The organism is Nocardia sp. NPDC004168 (assembly GCF_040610355.1).
Lineage (GTDB): Bacteria > Actinomycetota > Actinomycetes > Mycobacteriales > Mycobacteriaceae > Nocardia > Nocardia sichangensis.
In genome coordinates this window covers 370,385-384,810 of the sequence record NZ_JBEXME010000001.1, presented here as the reverse complement: position 1 = coordinate 384,810, position 14,426 = coordinate 370,385, and the positions used below count along the sequence as shown (strand labels likewise).

Below are 14,426 nucleotides of genomic sequence, written 5' to 3'. Positions count from 1 at the left end.
GACACGGCCGGACGCGCGTTCTCGGCGAAGCGCTGCCGGAAACCCTACGCGGCCAGCTTCAGCTCCGCGCGCAGCTTGTTCAGCGCGCGGTGCTGCATCACCCGCACCACACCCGGGCTGGTGCCGATGGCCTCGGCGGTCTCAGCGGCCGACCAGCCGAGCACGATGCGCATCACCAGCACCTCACGGTGCGCCGGGGCCAGCACTTTCATGAGTTCCCTTGTGGCGGCGCGGCGTTCGGAGGCCAGCGCCCACTCCTCGGGACCGGCGGCCGAGGACGCGGAGTCCGGGACGTCGGCCACCGGGTAGGCGGGGTGCTGCTGCGAGCGGCGGAACGCGTCGGCGACCTTGTTGGCCGCGATGCCGTAGACGAAGGCCAGGAACGACTTGCCCTGGTCGCGGTAGCGCGGGATGGCGTTGACGGTGGCCAGCAGGATCTCCTGGACCACGTCGTCGGCGGTGACCTGCAGATGGGCCGTGTTGCCCAGGCGCGCGCCGCAGTAACGCCGCACCAGCGGATGAACGATCCGGATGATCTCCGAGACCGCCCGGCGATCGCCTCCGGCCGCCGGACCGATCAGCTTGTCCAGCTCGGCCGAGATCCGCCGGCTCTCCGAGAGCGCGGGGTTGTGGTTGACGGGCAGCGCCGCGGTGTTGTGCTCGGTAGCCACGTCCGAGTCCTTTCTTGCCGATCAATGCGTGTTTTCGGTACGCATAGATCGTCTGATGAACTCGGAGGACCAACCAGGCACCCCAGGGTGGGGAAGCACCCACCTCGGCGGTGGCGATCTCCCCACCCCTGTGGTTTTCGCCGGATAGCGGCGGAAGGTTAACGGCTCAGGCCGGTTCGGGCGCGCACCGACTTGGCGGGCAGGTGACCGGCCCGGCGCACAGCCCAGATCGTGACGGCCAGCGCCACCGCGGTCAGCGGCCAGCCCATCGCGATGCGGGCGAAGGCGAGCCAGCCGGTGCGGTCGGTGTCGTAGAGCTGCGACTGCACCAGGTAGCGCGCCCCGAACACGAGGATCCAGGTGGTGGTGGCCAGGTCGTAGAGGCGCACCGAGCGCGGGTCGGACCGCCAGTCGGAGCCGTGGCCGTTCAGCACGCCCCAGATCACGCCGACCAGCGGCCTGCGGATCAGGATGGACGCGAGGAACACCGCGGCGTAGACGAGGCTGGTGTAGATGCCGAAGAGGAAGAACCCTTTGGCCTCGCCCATCCGGTAGGCGATGAAAGCGCAGATGCCGACGCCGAAGAAGCCCGAGATGGCGGGCTGGATGGGATCGCGCCGCACCAGGCGCCACAGGAGGATGGCGGCCGCCACCCCCAGGGCCGACCAGATCGCGGCGGCCAGCCCGGCGACACTGTTCACGGGAACGAACACGACAACGGGAAGCGTCGAGTAGATCAGGCCGCTGAAGCCGCCCAGTTGTTCGAGGAGGGTCTGCTCGGCACGTTCCTCGTCACGGTCGGGCGAGGGGAGCCCGGTGCGGTCGTCCGATCCTGCGTTGTCGTCGCTCAAAGGCATACGTCAGCTGTTCCCGCGCAATTCGTAGTAGGGGTTGAAGATCACTTTGCGGCCGTCGCGGTCGCCGACCCGGCCACGGACGAGGATGCGCCTGCCCGGCTCGATGCCGGGAATGCGCCTGCGCCCGATCCAGACCAGCGTAATCGCGTCGGTGCCGTCGAAGAACTCGGCCTGGACGCTGGCGCCCGCCGACTTGGGACACGCTTCGACGCTACGGAGCCTACCGAGCATGGTCGCCTCGTCACCGCGCCGACACTCCGACGCGCGGCACGCGCCCGATGCTTCGGACGTCTCGGCCAGCTCTTCGGCATCCAGCTGATCGATGTCTTCGGTCAGCCTGCGGCCCAGACGTCGAAAATACCCTGAGGCTGCGGATGACATTGTGCACGCTCTCCTGCATAGAGCAGATGGCATGGGTCGCACACCATCGTGAGGGATCCGATCCGCACGGCCTGCGGCGGCCGTACAACGCCACTGTAGATGGGCCGGGCCACCCCCGCTACGCTCGGACCGATGTTCGACTCCCCACACCCCGCTCGTGTCGTGGCACTGCCCGGCACCGGGTCCGACGCCGATTTCGCCAGGCGCGCCTTCGGTCCCGCGAGCGCCGCACGCGGCCTGGATTTCGTCGCGGTGGAACCCGACCCGCGCCGGGTGGTGGCGAGCTGCCGCGCAGCGCTGGATGCGGCGGCGGATTCGGGCCCGGTGCTGGTGGCGGGCATTTCCCTGGGCGCGGCGATCGCACTGGAGTGGGCCGCCGAGCACCCCCGACGCGTCGTGGGGGTCGTGGCGGCACTGCCCGCCTGGACCGGGCCCGACACCGCGGCCTGCCCCGCCACGCTGAGCGCGGCGGCCACCGCGGCGCAGCTGCGCGTGGACGGTCTGGACACGGTGATCGACCGGATGCGGGCGAGCAGCCCGCGGTGGCTGGCTGACGCGCTGACCCAGTCCTGGCGGGCACAGTGGCCGGAACTGCCGCGGGCGCTCGAGGAGGCCGCGGACTACAAGTGGCCCGATGCCGAGCTGCTGTCGGCATTCGAGCTGCCGCTCGCGGTGGTCACCGCGGTCGACGACCCGGTGCACCCGCGTGCGGTCGCCGAGGAATGGGCGGCGCTGGCCCCGCGCGCGCACCTGTACCGGATCACGCTGGACGAACTCGGCGCCGACCCCGCGATCCTGGGACACACGGGTATCGGCGCCTTCGCGTGAGATCTTCCGCTCAGTTCAGGCCGAGTTGCTGCATGGCCGACCCGTCCGCGCCCCGGCGCGGGCCCTGCGGCATGCGCGGCACCACCGGTTGCGCACCGGTCTGCGCCGCTACCTGCGCGGCCATCGCCTGCTGCTGAGCCTCCACCTGCTGCTGATGGGCCGCGGCGAGTTGCTCGGCCAGCTCCTGCGGCAGCACCACCGGAAGCGGGTCCCGCACCGGCAGCGGGTCCTCGCCGCGCCGCACCACGGTCTCGCTCAGGATCGCCCGCGCCGCCTTGACCAGGGGGCTGCCGTCGTTCGCCGCGCCCGAGGGGCCCGCCGCGACCAGCCGCACCATCCAGCGATAGCCGTCCACGCCGATGAAACGCAGGTCCGCGCCTTCGGTCAGGGCCAGCAGTTCTCGGCCCCACGGCCCGTTCTCGACCGACACCCGGGCGCCGTCCTTGCGCAGCGAGTCGGCGAGATCCGCGGCGACCAGCCGCCACTGGCCGGAGGTCTTGGGCGCGGCGTAGGCCGCGACGGTGATCCGGCCGTGCTCCGTGGCCAGGTGCACCGCCTGCGGCTGGCCTTCCGGGGTCATCTCGACTTGCAGCTGACCGCCCGGCGGGACCGGCAACAACACCGACCCGAGATCCAGCCGCTGCTCGGACACCGAATCCAGCAGCTCGGCGACCTCGTCGTAGTCGTAGGGTCCGGGCCGTCCGTTGGGCCGGTCGACGTCCAGATCCACGCCCTCATACGAGCGCTCGTCGGTGGGGGCGTCGTCGTAGAAATCGTCGTCGTACTCGCCCTCGTAGGCGGACTCGTAGTCGGCGTAGTCGCCCGCCTCTTCGTACCGGTCGTCCGCGGCCCGGCTCGAGTTCTTTCTCTTTCCGAACATTCCCGTCATGCCTCCTCGCCGGTAGCCCGGCCCACCCCGTTCGTCTGTGCGGTCAAACTCGCGTGACCGCCGCTGGAGCCATAGCCACCCGCTCCCCTGGTGGTCTCGTCGAGCGAGTCGACCTCCACGAAATCCACCAGCTCCACCCGCTGTACCAGCAGTTGCGCGATCCGATCACCGCGCCGCAACTCGATCGGCGTGCGCGGATCGTGGTTGATCAGGCACACCTTGATCTCGCCCCGGTACCCCGCGTCGACCGTGCCGGGGGTGTTCACCACCGACAGCCCGGCCTTGGCCGCCAGACCCGAGCGCGGATGGATCAGGCCGACGGTGCCGACCGGTAGCGCGACGGCGACGCCGGTGCCGACCAGCACCCGCTCCCCCGGCTCCAGGATGACGTCTTGCGTGGTGCACAGATCCACGCCCGCGTCACCCGCATGGGCGCGCGTGGGCAGAGGGATGCCGGGGTCGAGCCGCAGCAAGGGTATGGGTGAAAGTGCGCTCACGTTGGACGAGCCTACGCGTAGGCTGTTTGCCCTCGTGACTTAGTGTTGACTCGTGTCGGACCAGCCCAACCCCATGACCGCGGACGAGAAAGCGCAGCCTGCGCACCGATACCGGGAGCGCCTGTGGGTGCCGCTGTGGTGGTGGCCGGTGGCGTTCGCCGTCACCGGACTGCTCGCGGCGGAGATCCATATGGGCGCGCCGGGACTGCGTGCCTGGCTGCCCTATGTGCTGCTGTTCCCCGTGCCGGTCTGGGTGCTGCTGTGGCTGAGCCGCCACCGCGTCGAAGTGGCGCCGGACGCGAACGGCACACCGGAGTTGCGCGCCGATCGCGCGCATCTGCCGGTGAATTTCGTTGCTCGCGCGGCCGCCGTCGCCCCCACCGCGAAAAGCGCGGCGCTGGGTCGCCAGCTCGACCCCGCCGCCTATGTCCAGCATCGCCCCTGGATCGGGCCGATGGTCTTGCTCGTGCTCGACGACCCGGACGATCCGACGCCGTACTGGCTGGTCAGTACGCGGCGGCCCGAACGGGTCCTCGCCGCGCTCGGTCTACCGAGCGCGGGCTGACACTGTTGTTCGATCTCGTCGAGATCAGGCGGCGCAATCCATGCAGATCATCTGACCGCCCTTGTCACTGGCCAGCCTGCTCCGGTGATGGACCAGGAAACAGCTGGAACAGGTGAACTCGTCGGCCTGCTTCGGGATCACCCGAACCGTCAGCACTTCCTCGGACAGGTCGGCGCCGGGAAGCTCGAACGACTCCGCGGTATCGGATTCGTCGATATCCACGACGGCGGACTGTGCCTCGTTACGACGAGCCTTCAGCTCCTCCAGCGAATCCTCCGACACATCGTCGGATTCGGTGCGCCTCGGTGCGTCATAGTCGGTTGCCATGTCGTCTTCCCCTCGTCCTAACTCCGTATATCCCGGACCGGTCCGCTCACACCCGATTCCTGCCGGAATCGCCGCGACCGGTACCGCCCCGCCGGTGGTGCACGTCACACGTACACCGGTCGCCTATCAGGGCGGATCATGCCGATCCACTCCTGATAGCGCTGGGTAAACGCAGGACATGCCCTTCTTGTTCCCGCGACCGACCACTGATTTCCGCACCGGTGATTCGATCTGGGCCGCCAGACAATAGCGGACCCCGGAGCAAAAGTCGCAATCAAAACACAGCCGAGTCGAAAATGAGGGGCAATCGACACCGTCCGTGGAACGCACCGAGACCTTGCGACGCGACCGCCCCACATTTTCGTAGAGTGTGCTGGTGGTTTCACTGATCACCGAAGGCACCGCGACGGATTCGCAAGGGCAACCGTACGTGCGCCGCCGCCCCCAGCCCTGGCTCATCATGCTCGGCGTTCTCGCCCTGATCTGCGGGATCGTCTGGGTCAAAGCCCTCACGACGCACGATACCGACCACACCGCGATGGCGTGCAACTCACCGAGTCCGGCCTCGGATCCCGGTGCGCCGCAACCGACTCCGCTCGGCCAGCGGGTCGGCGCAGGCCGGCTGCAGGACGTGGAACCCGCACCGCTGGCGGCGAGCAAGGTGCGCGTGCTGAACGCGAACAACCAGCGCGGCCAGGCCGCGCACGTCGCCGCCCAGCTCGGCGACCTCGGATTCGCGAGCGCTCCCGGAACGCAATACGGCAACGATTCGGTATACGTCAACGGCGACCTGGAATGCACCGGGCAGGTCCGCTTCGGCGTCAACGGCCGTCCGGCCGCGGCCGCCGTACAGCTGGTCGCGCCGTGCGCCGAGCTGATCGAGGATCAGCGCGGCGACGACACCGTCGATCTCGTGCTCGGCTCGCTGTTCCGGGACATCCACCCCAGCAACGACGCCGAGGAAGTGCTGCGTTCGCTCAAGAACCCGGCGCCGGGCAACTCCACCTCCATCGACATCAAGCTGCTCGACGCCGCACGGCAGGCCCGCTGCTGATCAGCGGTCCGGAATCGGCTCGGTAGCGCCGACCCGGGCCAGCAGCTCCCCCAGCTCGTCGGCGATGCCGGGCGCGGCGGCCACCACCAGGTCGCCGTCGGCGCCCGGCGCCGTCGCGGGCGGCAGCGTAAGGCGCGCACCCGCCTCGGCGGCGATCAGCGCGCCCGCGCCCCAGTCCCAGGCGTTCAAGCCGTGCTCGAAGTAGGCGTCCACACGGCCTGCTGCGACATGACACAGATCCAGTGCCGCCGCACCGAAACGGCGGATGTCGCGCACGTGCGGCAGCACCTGCGCGATCAATTCCGCCTGCCTGCTCCTGCGGTGCCTGCCGTAGGCGAATCCGGTGGAGACCAGCGACATCGCCACCGACTCGACGGGCGTGCAACTCAAGTGCTCCACCGCGCCGTCGGCGTCGACACGCAGCGCGCCGAGTCCGAGCGCGGCGCTGTAGGTGGCTGCCCGCGCGACGTCCACCACGGCGCCCGCGACCGGACGGCCGCCGCGCAGCGCGGCCACCGATACGGCGTAGCCGGGAATGCCGTAGAGGAAGTTGACGGTGCCGTCGATCGGATCAACCACCCAGTGGACGGTGTCCGCGCTCGCGTCATCGATGCTGCCGCCGCCCTCCTCGCCGAGGATCGGGTCGCCGGGGCGTTGTTCGGCGAGCAGTCTTCGGATCAGCTCTTCGGTCTCGGTGTCCACGATGGTGACCGGGTCGGTCTCGTGGCTCTTGGACCGCACGGCGCCTTCGGCGTGCACGCCCGCGGGCCCGAACACCTCGGGACGACGGGCACGGACATGGGCGGCGGCCGTCTCGGCGAGGTCGACCGCGACACGGCGCAGGTCGGCTTCGTCGCCACGCGCGACGATCGAGACGAACGAGTCGGGGGTGTAGTCGGACACTGACGATGAGGTTTCCGGCACGCCCACCATCGCATCACACATCCTCGCCGAACGCCCAGCCTCGTGGTCCCATTACTCTTGTCGTGCACGACACAGCGCCGTCGTCGGGCATCCCATTCGCACGCCCGCCATGGGCGTCCCGGGCCCCGTGCAGCGCTGTCATCACACCGGCCAGCACAGGGAAACGAGGGGTTAGTCATGTCCGCTCGGGGGCACGCATTCGGCATCGACATCGGCGGCAGCGGCGTCAAAGGCGCCACGGTCGATCTGGCCACCGGCGAGTTGGTCCACGAGCGGATCAAGATCGCGACGCCGCACCCGGCGACACCGTTCGCCGTGGCGGAGGCGGTCGCCGAACTGGTCGACAAGGCCAAGTGGACCGGGCCGGTCGGCCTCACCCTGCCCTCGGTGGTGATCGGCGGCGTGGCGCGCACCGCGGCGAACATCGACAAGTCCTGGATCGGCACCGACGCGCGGGCGCTGTTCTCCGCCGCGCTCGGCGGCCGTCCGGTCACCGTGCTCAACGACGCGGACGCCGCGGGCATGGCCGAGGACCACTTCGGCGCGGCGCGCAATTTCGCGGGCTTGGTCATGCTGCTGACCTTCGGCACCGGCATCGGCTCGGCGTTGCTCTACCACGGCACACTGGTGCCCAACACCGAACTGGGTCACCTGGAGATCCAGGGGATGGAGAGCGAGCACCGCGCGGCGGCCTCGATCAAGGAACGCGACGGCCTGAGCTACGAGCAGTGGGCAGCGCAGGTCAGCCTGGTGCTGACGGGGCTGGAGAACCTGTTCTTCCCGGTCGTCTTCGTCGCGGGCGGGGGCATCAGCAGGGAGGCCGAGCAGTGGATTCCCCTGCTCACCAACCGGACTCCGGTCATCCCGGCCCGCCTGCGCAACACCGCGGGCATCGTCGGCGCCGCCATGGCGATCGCGGGGGGCGTCGCACCGTGAGGCGCGCGGGAACCGCGAGGATGCCGTTCCCGGCATCGTGCCGTAGGTACCCTGGTTAGATCGTTACAATGGAACGTGCCCGGCTGAGCCGGAGAAACCCCGACCGGCCCTCCGCCGGTGCAACCCGACAGATCGCTCCGCCGGAAACCCACTCTGGCGTGACGCCGCACGAGACCGTCACGAAAGGGCGTACGTGGTAGCCACGAATACCCGTCAGACCGCCGAATCGGCCGATGCCGACTCCGCAGATGTAACCGCAGCACGGCCGGTCCGTAAGGCTGCCGCGAAGAAGGCTCCGGCGAAGAAGGCCGCCGCCAAGAAGGCGCCTGCCAAGAAGGCGGCCAAGGCTCCCGCGAAGAAAGCCACCACCAAGAAGGCGGGCCCCGACGGCGAGCCCGGCGCCGACGAGGCGATCGAGGACGAGTCGCTCGATCTCGACGATCTCGGCGATCTGGAAGTCTCCGAGGAGGACCTCGCCGACGGCGACGAACTGGTCGACGTCGCCGAGGACACCGAAACCGAGGAAGCCGAGAGCGAGGCCGACGAGCCGACGGCGGCCGACAAGGCCTCCGGCGATTTCGTCTGGGACGAAGAGGAGTCCGAGGCGCTGCGCCAGGCCCGCAAGGACGCCGAGCTCACCGCCTCGGCCGACTCGGTCCGCGCCTACCTCAAGCAGATCGGTAAGGTCGCGCTGCTCAACGCCGAGGAGGAGGTCGAACTCGCCAAGCGGATCGAGGCGGGCCTCTACGCCGCGGAGAAGGTGCGCGAATTCGCCGAGCAGGGCGAGAAGCTGCCGGTCGCCATGCGCCGCGACTTCAACTGGATCGTCCGCGACGGCAACCGGGCCAAGAACCACCTGCTCGAGGCCAACCTGCGCCTGGTCGTCTCGCTGGCCAAGCGCTACACCGGCCGCGGCATGGCGTTCCTGGACCTGATCCAGGAGGGCAACCTCGGTCTGATCCGCGCGGTGGAGAAGTTCGACTACACCAAGGGCTACAAGTTCTCCACGTACGCCACCTGGTGGATCCGGCAGGCCATCACCCGCGCCATGGCCGACCAGGCCCGCACCATCCGCATCCCGGTGCACATGGTGGAGGTCATCAACAAGCTCGGCCGCATCCAGCGCGAGCTGCTCCAGGATCTCGGCCGCGAGCCGACGCCGGAGGAGCTGGCCAAGGAAATGGACATCACGCCGGAGAAGGTGCTGGAGATCCAGCAGTACGCGCGTGAGCCCATCTCGCTGGACCAGACCATCGGCGACGAGGGCGACAGCCAGCTCGGCGATTTCATCGAGGACTCCGAGGCCGTGGTCGCGGTGGACGCGGTGAGCTTCACGCTGCTGCAGGATCAGCTGCAGTCGGTGCTGGAGACGCTGTCGGAGCGGGAGGCGGGCGTGGTCCGGCTGCGCTTCGGCCTCACCGACGGCCAGCCGCGCACCCTCGACGAGATCGGCCAGGTCTACGGGGTCACCCGCGAACGCATCCGCCAGATCGAGTCCAAGACCATGAGCAAGCTGCGCCACCCCAGCCGCTCGCAGGTCCTGCGCGACTACCTCGACTAGGTCGCATCGCCTCGACGCCCGCATTCGTCGTCCGCTCGATTCCTCCAGCGGCCGGTGAATGCGGGTGTCGCGCTTTTCCGCGCCAGGCCGCAGACGCGCCGGAGGAAACAGCGCCACGACGGGGGCACTTCGCCGCGCGCAGCTCGCGCCCGGCAGACTTGCGGGGTGGTTGCCTCGACCTCGACTTCGAGCTGGCTGCGGTCACCGTGGACGCAGACCGTCGACCTGCGCGCCGAGTGGCGCGACGTGCAAGCCTGGCTGCGCCGTCCCGGGCTGCCGCGGCGGCTCCTGCCCGCGATCCGCGCGCACCTGGGAGCCGCCCCCGCCAGCACCGCCTACGCGTTCACGCTGTTCGTCACCTGGTGGACGCTGCGCGGGGTCGGTGACTCGGTGGAGCGCAGATTGATCTTCTCGGCGTCGACCAACCTCTACAACATGCGGCACAACCCGGTTCAGGTGCTGGTCGCCTCGGCGTTCTGGACCGACGGCGGCTTTCCCTGGACGACCATCGCCGGTTTCCTGATCGTCATGGCATATGCCGAGCGCTGGCTTGGCACCGCGCGCTGGATCCTGCTGTTCGCGACCGGGCACATCGGGGCGACGCTGCTGACCGTCACCGGCATCTCACACGCCATCGACCGTGGCCTCATCCCGCTGCGGGTGGCCGTCGCCGCGGATGTCGGTACCAGCTACGGCTTTTCGGCCGTGCTGGCGGCGCTGGCATTCCGGTTCCGCGGCAGGGTGCGGCTGGTGTGGGCCGGTGCGCTGCTCCTGACGCTCGGCGTGGCGCTGTGGATCGAGCCGACATTCACCGACTACGGCCATCTCTGCGCCGCCGTGATCGGGCTGGCGGTCGGGGCGATCGCGAGCCTGTTCTGGCATCGGCTGGAACGGACCGCGGGCCGCAGAGCCCGCACGGCCCAGGACTGATCAGTAGACCTGGGGCTCGCGGCGGCCGCGGTCGGGCAGCAAACCGACCATCGGCTCGACCACTCGCGCCGCGATCGGGCCCAGCACCGCCATCAGCAGGACGTAGGTCGAGGCGAGCGCCGTGAGCTGACCGTCCATCGCGCCCGCGCTCACGGCCAATCCCGCGATGACGATGGAGAACTCGCCCCGCGCGACGAGCGCCGCGCCCGCTCTGGCCCGGCCCATCCGCCGGATGCCCTCGCGTGCGGCGGCCCACCACCCGGTCGCCACCTTCGTAACGACCGTGACCGCCGCCAGCGCGATCGCCCAGCCCAGCACCGGCGGGATCGCCCGCAGGTCGGTGTTCAACCCGAAGGCCACGAAGAAGATGGCCGCGAACAGGTCGCGCAGCGGTTCGAGCATCTTCGCCGCCGCGTGCGCGGTCGAGCCGGAGATCGCGATGCCGAGCAGGAACGCTCCGACCGCCGCCGACACGCTCAGCGCCGAGGAGACGCCCGCGACCAGCAACGCCGCGCCGAGCAGCGTGAGCAGGAAGACCTCACGGTCGGCGCTGTCCACGACCGCCGAGACGTACCGCCCGTAACGCAGCGCCACCACGAGCACCAGCGTGATGGTGATCAGCGCTACCGCCAGGGCGCGCAGCCCGCTGAGCCAGCTGAGCCCCGCCAGCACCGTGGTGAGGATCGGCAGGTAGACCGCCATCGCCAGGTCCTCGAATACCAGGATGGACAGGATCACCGGCGTCTCCCGGTTGCCCAGGCGTCCGAGGTCGTCGAGGACCTTCGCCACGATGCCCGAGGAGGAGATGTAGGTGACGCCTGCCATCGTGATCGCGCCGTCGACACCCCAGCCCAGCATCAGCGCGACCACTGCCCCCGGTGACGCGTTGACCACGATGTCCACCACACCGGCCGCCCAGGAACGACGCAGGCCGGTCACCAGCTCCGCCGCCGTGTACTCCAAGCCGAGCAGCAAGAGCAGCAGCACCACCCCGATCTCGCCCGCGATATGGCCGAAGTCGTGGGCGGCCCGGAGTTCGATGAGACCACCTTGGCCGAAGGCGACACCGCCGAGCAGGTACAGCGGAATGGGCGACATACCGACACGGCCTGCGACACGCCCCAGCATGCCGAGAACGAAGAGAACCGCTCCGAGCTCGATCAGGGCGAGCGCGGTGTCCGTCACGGCTCAGCCGTGCGTCAATATCTTCGCGGCGGCATCCAAGCCCTCCGGAGTGCCGACGACCACGAGCAGGTCGCTCGCGGTGAAGGTGAAATCGGGTCCGGGCGAGGGATGCAACTGCCCGGCCCGCATGACCGCCACGATGGAGGCCTTCGTGCGGGTACGCATCTCGGTCTCACCGAGGGTGCGGCCGTCGTAGGGGGAATCGTCCCCGATCGGGAGCTGGCGCGTGGTGATCCCGGGCAGGTCGCGGTGGTCGTCGTTGAGCTTGGCGACCAGCTGCGGCGCACCGAGCAAGTTGGCCAGGACCGCGGCCTCATCGGTGGTCAGCGGGATCTGCGCGGCACAGGCGTCGGGATCGTCGAGTTTGGAGACGATCAGGTCGATATCACCATCGCGGTGGGCGACCACGCCGATTCGGCGACCGGATCGCACTTCGAAGTCCTTCCGGACACCGATCCCGGGTAGTGCGGTGACGTCGACGTTCACGCCCTCCAGATTAGCCGGATCACCGCGTCCACGAACGGATCGGTCATCACTTCGGCCGATGGCGCGTCGCGGTCGCTGTGCTGTGATGGAGGCGTGTGGCGGTGGGCGGATGTGCCGGAGCGGACACGGGATGCGCTGGGCGCCGTGATCGCGTTCGCCGGCGGCGCGGCGCTGTACCTCGCAGGCTTGTCCACCATGACCGAGCGGGGCGAGCAGGCGTCGTTGTGGGTGCGGTGCGGTGTGCTGGCGCTACTGTGCCTGGCGACCTTCTGCCGGCGCCGGATGCCGGTCGCGGCCATGCTTGCCGGGCTCTTGCCGCTGGCCGTGGACATCTGGCTGGGCGCCACGGTGCCGGTGTGGATCGTCTACGCCGACTTGATCTACGCGGCCGTGCTGTACGCCGGGCGCCGGGCGTCGCGGATCACGGCGCTGTCCTGGTCGACGCTCTCCGTCGTCGTGGTGGTGCTGACCCTCGCCTTGACCGGCGACCTGCGCGCGGTCGCGCTGGCGCTGGTGGCGGTGTTCAGTTTCGTCGCGACGCCGATCTGGTGGGCGAACTCGGTGCGCACGCACAAGGAGGTCGCGCACGCCGAGCGCACCCGCGCCGAGGCGCTCACCCTGGTCGCCGAACTCGACCGGCGCGCGGCCATCGCCGACGAGCGCACCACGATGGCGCGCGATCTGCACGACGTGATCGCCGGGCACCTGTCGGCCATCGCACTGCACTCGGAGGCGGCGCTCGGCGTGCTGGCCCGCCGCGACGCCGACCCGGCGGTGGCCGGCATCATGCGCTCCATCCGCGCCAACAGCGTCAGCGCACTGGAGGAGATGCGCACCATGATCGGATTGCTGCACAGCGACGACGGCGCGGCGGAAGTAGCCGCGCCGCGCACCCTCGCGCAGTTGCCGATCCTGGTGGACGCCGCACGCGCGGCGGGGATCTCGGTACGGGTGCGCGAATCACTGGACGGCGCCGCGCTGCCCAGCGCTGTCGACCAGGCCGCTTATCGCATCGTCCAGGAGGCTTTGACCAACGCCATGAAACACGCCCCGGGACAGGAGGTCTCCATCGACGTGCGCGCAGAGCGGGAGAGACTGACCATATCCGTCCGCAACAGGACAACGCCCGCGCGGCCCCACCGGGCCGTGGACCGAGCGGGGCGTCGCGGTCTGGTGAACATGCGCGAACGGGCCGCGGCACTCGGCGGAAGCTTGCGCGCCGGAACGGATTCCGGCCACTGGGAAGTTCTGGCCACCCTGCCGCTCGGCTGCGTGGGCGCCGCATGACGATTCGGGTGGTGATCGCCGACGACCACGCCGCGATCCGCGCCGGCCTGCGGATGATCCTGGACGTCGAGGACGATATCGAGGTGGTCGGCGAGGCCGCCGACGGCGATGTCGCGGTGGCACAGGCCAAAGCGCTGCGGCCGCAGGTGGTGCTGATGGACGTGCGCATGCCGGGGGTGGACGGGATCACCGCGACCGAGCGGATCACCGCGGACGGCTTGGCGAAGGTGCTGATCCTCACCACGTTCGACCTGGACGAGTACGTCTTTCGCACGCTGCGCGCGGGCGCCTCCGGGTTCGTGCTGAAATCCACGTCGGGCCGGGCGCTGGTCGAGGCGGTGCGCGCGGTCGCGGCCGGGGACGGCGTGCTGGCTCCGGAGGTGACGCGAGCGGTGATCTCTGCGTTCGCCGCGTCGAATCAGATTGCCGCGCAACCGGCTCCCGCCGGATTCGGCGAGCTCACCGAGCGGGAACGCGAAGTGCTCGATTGCCTCGGCGACGGCCTGTCCAACGCGCAGATCGCGGGTCGGCTGTTCATCGGCGAGACGACCGTCAAAACACATGTGTCCCGGGTGCTGACGAAACTCGGTGTGCGGTCGCGGGTTCAGGCCGCCATCGTGGCGCGTGAGATCCGCGACCGGTAGTCACGCCGGGAGCGGGGCGAATGTCCCGTCCGCCGCGGGCAGGTACTCTACGACCCCTGTGACCGCGCCCACCGGCAGGGGGCCGTACAGGTGCGGGAAGAGTATCGACTCCGGATCGGTCGGGACGCCCGGCTCCCACTTGATCGGCGACCCGACGCGGCGGGAGTCGATCCGCAGCAACACCAGATCACGCCGCCCCGCGAACAAGCGATTCGCGGGCAGGTGCACCTGTTGCGGCGACGAGAGATGGATGAACCCTGCCTCGGCGAGGGAGGGCGCTCGGTACTCCCCCGTTTGCCGCGCGGATAACCATTCATCCAAAGTGCATAGGTGAACAAGCGTGTGAGTGTCATAGGTCACGGGTAATCTCCCGGTAGACAACTGGATCGGCCGATCGAGAGTGT

Annotated in this window: 17 protein-coding genes and 1 pseudogene; 8 read left to right on the top strand and 10 right to left on the bottom strand. The window is 69.6% G+C overall.

What is annotated here, in order from left to right; all coding sequences use genetic code 11:
• Window positions 1–44 precede the first annotated feature (44 nt).
• The 3 genes from ABZW96_RS01955 to ABZW96_RS01945 all read right to left on the bottom strand — a co-directional run bounded on the left by ABZW96_RS01955 (window position 45) and on the right by ABZW96_RS01945 (window position 1,909).
• A complete protein-coding gene (locus ABZW96_RS01955) occupies window positions 45–671 on the bottom strand; it encodes a sigma-70 family RNA polymerase sigma factor (RefSeq protein ID WP_355070380.1) in 627 nt (208 codons plus the stop codon).
• 158 nt (window positions 672–829) lie between these two features.
• Window positions 830–1,528: a DUF3159 domain-containing protein gene (locus ABZW96_RS01950; protein ID WP_355070378.1), complete on the bottom strand. Its 699-nt coding sequence runs from the start codon at window positions 1,526–1,528 to the stop codon at window positions 830–832.
• Between the two features lie 3 nt (window positions 1,529–1,531).
• Entirely contained in the window at window positions 1,532–1,909 is a 378-nt protein-coding gene (locus ABZW96_RS01945; RefSeq protein ID WP_067808861.1) for an OB-fold nucleic acid binding domain-containing protein, read from the bottom strand.
• Between the two features lie 132 nt (window positions 1,910–2,041).
• Between ABZW96_RS01945 and ABZW96_RS01940 the strand changes: the two genes are divergently transcribed.
• Window positions 2,042–2,737, top strand: a complete 696-nt coding sequence (locus ABZW96_RS01940) for an alpha/beta hydrolase (RefSeq protein WP_355070376.1) — start codon at window positions 2,042–2,044, stop codon at window positions 2,735–2,737.
• A 10-nt stretch (window positions 2,738–2,747) separates the two neighbouring features.
• Here ABZW96_RS01940 and ABZW96_RS01935 read toward each other — a convergent pair whose 3' ends face one another.
• Together ABZW96_RS01935 and dut are read right to left on the bottom strand one after the other, a co-directional pair.
• Window positions 2,748–3,617, bottom strand: a complete 870-nt coding sequence (locus tag ABZW96_RS01935) for a DUF3710 domain-containing protein (RefSeq protein WP_355070374.1) — start codon at window positions 3,615–3,617, stop codon at window positions 2,748–2,750.
• Between the two features lie 5 nt (window positions 3,618–3,622).
• A complete protein-coding gene (dut, locus tag ABZW96_RS01930; RefSeq protein ID WP_355070372.1) occupies window positions 3,623–4,123 on the bottom strand; it encodes a dUTP diphosphatase in 501 nt (166 codons plus the stop codon).
• A 73-nt stretch (window positions 4,124–4,196) separates the two neighbouring features.
• On the opposite strand from dut, the gene ABZW96_RS01925 reads away from it, so the two are divergent.
• Window positions 4,197–4,688 (top strand): DUF3093 domain-containing protein, encoded by a 492-nt coding sequence (locus ABZW96_RS01925; protein ID WP_355071029.1) that lies wholly within the window; start codon window positions 4,197–4,199, stop codon window positions 4,686–4,688.
• A gap of 24 nt (window positions 4,689–4,712) precedes the next feature.
• Here the strand turns inward: ABZW96_RS01925 and ABZW96_RS01920 are convergent, their stop codons facing one another.
• Window positions 4,713–5,015 (bottom strand): DUF4193 domain-containing protein, encoded by a 303-nt coding sequence (locus ABZW96_RS01920; protein WP_014351871.1) that lies wholly within the window; start codon window positions 5,013–5,015, stop codon window positions 4,713–4,715.
• A gap of 376 nt (window positions 5,016–5,391) precedes the next feature.
• Between ABZW96_RS01920 and cei the strand changes: the two genes are divergently transcribed.
• Window positions 5,392–6,069 carry an envelope integrity protein Cei gene (gene cei / locus ABZW96_RS01915; RefSeq protein ID WP_355070370.1) on the top strand — a complete coding sequence of 226 codons (678 nt, stop codon included), beginning with the start codon at window positions 5,392–5,394 and terminating at the stop codon, window positions 6,067–6,069.
• Here cei and ABZW96_RS01910 read toward each other — a convergent pair whose 3' ends face one another.
• Entirely contained in the window at window positions 6,070–6,972 is a 903-nt protein-coding gene (locus tag ABZW96_RS01910) for an inositol monophosphatase family protein (RefSeq protein WP_355070368.1), read from the bottom strand.
• 198 nt (window positions 6,973–7,170) lie between these two features.
• Here ABZW96_RS01910 and ppgK point away from each other — a divergent pair, with 198 nt between their 5' ends.
• The 3 genes and pseudogenes from ppgK (at window position 7,171) to ABZW96_RS01895 (ending at window position 10,420) form a co-directional block, all read left to right on the top strand.
• The gene (gene ppgK, locus ABZW96_RS01905; protein ID WP_355070367.1) at window positions 7,171–7,929 is read left to right on the top strand and encodes a polyphosphate--glucose phosphotransferase; all 759 of its coding nucleotides are present in this window, start codon (window positions 7,171–7,173) and stop codon (window positions 7,927–7,929) included.
• Window positions 7,930–8,080: 151 nt separating this feature from the next.
• Window positions 8,081–9,490, top strand: a pseudogene (locus ABZW96_RS01900) (RNA polymerase sigma factor); the annotation flags it as partial.
• Window positions 9,491–9,655: 165 nt separating this feature from the next.
• The gene (locus ABZW96_RS01895) at window positions 9,656–10,420 is read left to right on the top strand and encodes a rhomboid-like protein (RefSeq protein WP_355070365.1); all 765 of its coding nucleotides are present in this window, start codon (window positions 9,656–9,658) and stop codon (window positions 10,418–10,420) included.
• Here ABZW96_RS01895 and ABZW96_RS01890 read toward each other — a convergent pair whose 3' ends face one another.
• On the bottom strand, window positions 10,421–11,605 hold the full coding sequence (locus ABZW96_RS01890; protein ID WP_355070363.1) for a cation:proton antiporter: 1,185 nt from the start codon (window positions 11,603–11,605) through the stop codon (window positions 10,421–10,423).
• 3 nt (window positions 11,606–11,608) lie between these two features.
• On the bottom strand, window positions 11,609–12,091 hold the full coding sequence (locus ABZW96_RS01885) for a cation:proton antiporter regulatory subunit (protein ID WP_355070361.1): 483 nt from the start codon (window positions 12,089–12,091) through the stop codon (window positions 11,609–11,611).
• Window positions 12,092–12,202: 111 nt separating this feature from the next.
• On the opposite strand from ABZW96_RS01885, the gene ABZW96_RS01880 reads away from it, so the two are divergent.
• Window positions 12,203–13,378 carry a histidine kinase gene (locus ABZW96_RS01880; protein WP_355070359.1) on the top strand — a complete coding sequence of 392 codons (1,176 nt, stop codon included), beginning with the start codon at window positions 12,203–12,205 and terminating at the stop codon, window positions 13,376–13,378.
• On the top strand, window positions 13,375–14,022 hold the full coding sequence (locus ABZW96_RS01875; RefSeq protein WP_355070358.1) for a response regulator transcription factor: 648 nt from the start codon (window positions 13,375–13,377) through the stop codon (window positions 14,020–14,022). The genes ABZW96_RS01880 and ABZW96_RS01875 overlap by 4 nt, the downstream gene beginning before the upstream one ends.
• Here the strand turns inward: ABZW96_RS01875 and ABZW96_RS01870 are convergent, their stop codons facing one another.
• Window positions 14,023–14,382 (bottom strand): DUF952 domain-containing protein, encoded by a 360-nt coding sequence (locus ABZW96_RS01870; RefSeq protein ID WP_355070356.1) that lies wholly within the window; start codon window positions 14,380–14,382, stop codon window positions 14,023–14,025. It abuts the gene before it with no gap.
• Window positions 14,383–14,426 lie beyond the last annotated feature (44 nt).

Coding starts and splice junctions, on each gene's coding strand:
- ppgK (WP_355070367.1), top strand. CDS start 7,171: ATGTCCGCTCGGGGGCACGCATTCGGCATCGACATCGGCGGCAGCGGC.
- ABZW96_RS01935 (WP_355070374.1), bottom strand. CDS start 3,617: ATGTTCGGAAAGAGAAAGAACTCGAGCCGGGCCGCGGACGACCGGTAC.
- ABZW96_RS01875 (WP_355070358.1), top strand. CDS start 13,375: ATGACGATTCGGGTGGTGATCGCCGACGACCACGCCGCGATCCGCGCC.
- ABZW96_RS01940 (WP_355070376.1), top strand. CDS start 2,042: ATGTTCGACTCCCCACACCCCGCTCGTGTCGTGGCACTGCCCGGCACC.
- ABZW96_RS01920 (WP_014351871.1), bottom strand. CDS start 5,015: ATGGCAACCGACTATGACGCACCGAGGCGCACCGAATCCGACGATGTG.
- ABZW96_RS01950 (WP_355070378.1), bottom strand. CDS start 1,528: ATGCCTTTGAGCGACGACAACGCAGGATCGGACGACCGCACCGGGCTC.
- ABZW96_RS01945 (WP_067808861.1), bottom strand. CDS start 1,909: ATGTCATCCGCAGCCTCAGGGTATTTTCGACGTCTGGGCCGCAGGCTG.
- ABZW96_RS01925 (WP_355071029.1), top strand. CDS start 4,197: ATGACCGCGGACGAGAAAGCGCAGCCTGCGCACCGATACCGGGAGCGC.